Origin of the sequence: uncultured Microbacterium sp. (assembly GCF_963521695.1) — a bacterium.
GTDB lineage: Bacteria > Actinomycetota > Actinomycetes > Actinomycetales > Microbacteriaceae > Microbacterium.
In genome coordinates this window covers 1-3,457 of record NZ_CAUQWC010000295.1, presented here as the reverse complement: position 1 = coordinate 3,457, position 3,457 = coordinate 1, and the positions used below count along the sequence as shown (strand labels likewise).

Here is a 3,457-nt window from a genome sequence, read left to right as displayed (position 1 = left end):
TGTTGAGGGCGCGGACGTGGCCGAACTGACGCGAGAGACCCCGCGCCTGCAGCACGGGCACGGTCGTGGTGGTGCTCATGAAGCAGCTCCTTCGTGGTGGCCGAGGGCCCCGGCGGGGGCCTCGGAGACGGTGACGACGAGGTGGGCGCGGTGGCGTCCGCGCTCGACGACGGCGGCGTTGGCCTCGTCGACGTCGCGAACCCACGCGACGGCCTCGTCGTGGGGGTGGTCGTGGGAGAGGCGGCGTGTCACCAGCCGCTCGCGACGCTCGGCGGCGTCGACATCGAGGAACCAGACCTCGTCGAGTCGGGATGCCACGGCATCCCACCCGAACCGGTCGTGCAGCAGGTAGTTGCCCTCGGTGATGACGAGGGGCACCTCGGCGGGCACGAGCACCGCCGAGCCGATGGACTCCTCGAGGCTGCGGTCGAAGCGAGGCGCGTAGACCGCGTGACCGGCACGGATGCGGTCGAGGAGGGCGACGTACCCCTCGACGTCGAACGTGTCGGGGGCGCCCTTGCGCTCACGCCGTCCGAGCCGCACGAGCTCCTCGTTGGCCAGGTGGAAGCCGTCCATGCCGACGAGGATCGCGTCGTCGCCGAGGGCGTCGAGCAGCGCGTCGCTGACAGTGGACTTGCCCGCCCCGGGGGTGCCGGCGACACCCAGCACACGACGCTCGCCGACAGCGGCGAGCGAGCGGGCACGGTCGACGAGGTCGTCGATGCGCACGGTCGCAGCGGCCGGGGTTGCGGCGGTCTCCGAAGTGTGGGTCACGGCTCTGTGGGTCCTTCCGGGCGGCGCCGCACATCGGGAGTGCTGCGTCGGCGAAGCGGTTTCCGGTGGGGTGCACCGGTCGAACTTTGGTTACGGTACGGCCACCATGTCACCGGTGTCAACACCCGTGATCAATTCGTCATGACACCGAAGTCATCCGCGTGATTCTGTGGTTATAGTGGGCCGCGACGACACCGCCGTCGTCCTCGCCTCCAGGACCCGCGAAAGAGCCCACCCATGACCGAATTCACCGACCGCACCATCCTCGTCACCGGCGCCGGTGGCGGCATCGGCGGCGCGACCGTCCGCCACCTCGTCGCCGCGGGCGCGACCGTGCTCGCCGCTGGTCGCACCGCCGACAGCGTCGAGGCGATCGCCGCCGAGACGGGAGCCGAGCCCATCGTCTTCGACCTCGAATCCGAAGACGAGATCCGCACGGCGATCGAGGGACGCGACCTGTACGGCGTCGTCAACTGCGGAGGCTGGGGTGGCGAGATCGCGACCCCCATGGAGACCGACATCGACGTGTTCGACAAGGTCATGAGCATCAACGCCCGCGGCTCGCTGCTGGTCACCAAGTACGCCTCACGCGAGATGATCCGCGTCGGCAAGGGCGGTGCGATCGTCAACGTGTCCAGCCAGGCCAGCCTCGTCGCCCTCACCGGCCACATCTCGTACGGCTCCTCCAAGGCGGCGCTCGACAACATCACGCGCGTCTCGGCCCTCGAACTCGGCGGCTACGGCATCCGCGTCAACAGCGTGAACCCGACGGTCGTCATGACGCCGATGTCGGCCTGGTACTGGGGTCGCCCCGACATCGAGGGTCCGTTCCTCGAGGCGATGCCCCTGCACAAGTGGGCGACCGAAGACGACATCGCCGCCCCGGTCGTGTTCCTGCTCAGCGACGGCGCCGGCATGATCTCGGGCGTGTCGCTTCCCATCGACGGCGGCTACTCCAGCCGCTGATCCCGGATGCCGCGGGGCGGCGTCGCGGTGGGCGGCGCCGTTTCGCGGTGAGGTGTGACGCCGTCGCCCTACCGGGTCACAGTCCGAGCGTCCGCCGCAAGAAGTCGTTGCGGAAGACGCCGCGCGGGTCGGCGTCGCGTGCCGCGGCGAGGAAGTCGTCGACGCGGGTGAGCGTCGCGCGCACGGCCTCGCCGGGCATGGTGAACGCCTTGCCCCAGTGCGGCCGCCCGTCGAACGGTGCCAGAGCCGCCTCGACGTGCGGCAGCGCCGCGAGCACCTCGTCGGTGTGGTTGCGCCAGGTGAAGTGGATGGCGAGTACGTCGCGCTGGAAGGCCGGGCTCAGCCACAGCTCGTCGGCGGCGACGGTGCGCAGCTCGGTCACCAGCAGCTGCGCGTCGAAGGCGGGGGCGACAGCTTTCACCGCGGCGAGGGCCTCGCGGGCCGACGCCAGCGGAACGAAGTACTCGGTCTGGATCTCGTCGCCGTCGCTGGGGAGGGCATCGGCGCGGAAGTGCGGCAGGCGCGTGTGCCACGGCCCGGACGTGCCGCGCGGGGTGGTGTTGTCGACGGTGCGGATGCGCCCCAGATGGATGTCGTCGCCGACGGGACGCCCGCCCAGCTGCTCGACCCAATCGGGTGCGCCGTCGTCGCTCTTGGCCCAGACGAGGTCGTGCGCGGGGTCGCCCCACGTGGTGAAGACGCTGACGCTGCGCGAGCCGCCGAACACCCGCTCCGGGTCGCCCGCGATGTCGTCCCACGCGACGCCGGTGTACGCCTGCTGCGTCACCTCGTAGCTCGGTTCGGTCTGCAGTTCGACGGCGGTGACGACGCCGAAGGCGCCGAGCCCGATCGCCGCGGCCGGGAACCAGGCGTGGGCCTGGTCGACGTGGTGCGTGTGCCCGTCGGCATCCATGATGTCGAGTGCCCGCACCGCGCTCGACAGATTGCCGTTTCGTACACCCGAGCCGTGCGTGCCCGTGGCCGCGGCGCCGGCGACCGAGATATGGGGGAGCGATCCGAGGTTGTGCAGCGCGCGCCCCTCGGCCTCGATGACGGGTGCGAGCTGCGCGAAGGTGACGAGCCCGTCGACGCGCACGCGATCGCCGATCACCTCGACGCGGGTCGGCAGGCGTTCGAGCGAGACCAGCGCCGCGTCGGAGTCGGCGACGTCGTTGAAGGTGTGCCGGGTGGCCTGCACGCGCAGGGTGCGAGCAGAAGCCACGACCTCGGCGAGCTCGTCGAGGTCACTCGGCAGGAGCACCTCGGTGGCGCGGTAGCGGTGGTTGCCCGACCAGGTGGCTCCGGCATCGCGTCTCTGGATCACGCCTCCCATCCTGCACCGACCCGCCGACATCGGGGGTCGTGCGGGCTCCGATGGAGCTGAGGGGAGGGGATTCGGTGAAGGGAGGATGCCGTGGTGCGCGGGTGTCCTCCGCTGCCCGAATCTCCGCCTCTCGCCGACCGGCCCGCGGGCCGATTCGCCTTCTTCCACCGACACGCGGCACGGGCTCTCGCCGCCGTACTTCGCGGGGAGGGGAGGGGATTCGGCGAAGGGAGGATGCCGTGGTGCGGGGGTGTCCTCCGCTGCCCGAATCTCCGCCTCTCACCGACCGGCCCGCGGCAGCCCGGCCGCGGCATCAGCGAGCCGGGAACAGCTGCGCCTCGAACACCGCCTCGGCCGCGCCGACGAGCAGGCGGTCCTCGCCCAGTTCGGCGA

3 protein-coding genes are annotated in these 3,457 nt (G+C 71.2%); 1 reads left to right on the top strand and 2 read right to left on the bottom strand.

The features are described from left to right. Nucleotides 1-75: 75 nt before the first annotated feature. Nucleotides 76-774 (bottom strand): nucleoside/nucleotide kinase family protein, encoded by a 699-nt coding sequence (locus RWP81_RS15445; protein ID WP_314457591.1) that lies wholly within the window; start codon nucleotides 772-774, stop codon nucleotides 76-78. Nucleotides 775-1,011: 237 nt separating this feature from the next. Between RWP81_RS15445 and RWP81_RS15440 the strand changes: the two genes are divergently transcribed. After that, entirely contained in the window at nucleotides 1,012-1,740 is a 729-nt protein-coding gene (locus RWP81_RS15440; RefSeq protein WP_314457589.1) for an SDR family oxidoreductase, read from the top strand. A 76-nt stretch (nucleotides 1,741-1,816) separates the two neighbouring features. Here RWP81_RS15440 and RWP81_RS15435 read toward each other — a convergent pair whose 3' ends face one another. After that, nucleotides 1,817-3,064, bottom strand: a complete 1,248-nt coding sequence (locus RWP81_RS15435; RefSeq protein WP_314457587.1) for a D-arabinono-1,4-lactone oxidase — start codon at nucleotides 3,062-3,064, stop codon at nucleotides 1,817-1,819. Between the last annotated feature and the right edge of the window lie 393 nt (nucleotides 3,065-3,457).

What these genes read in the sequence shown, in the direction of transcription:
- RWP81_RS15440 (WP_314457589.1), top strand. Translation starts at nt 1,012, where the DNA reads ATGACCGAATTCACCGACCGCACCATCCTCGTCACCGGCGCCGGTGGC.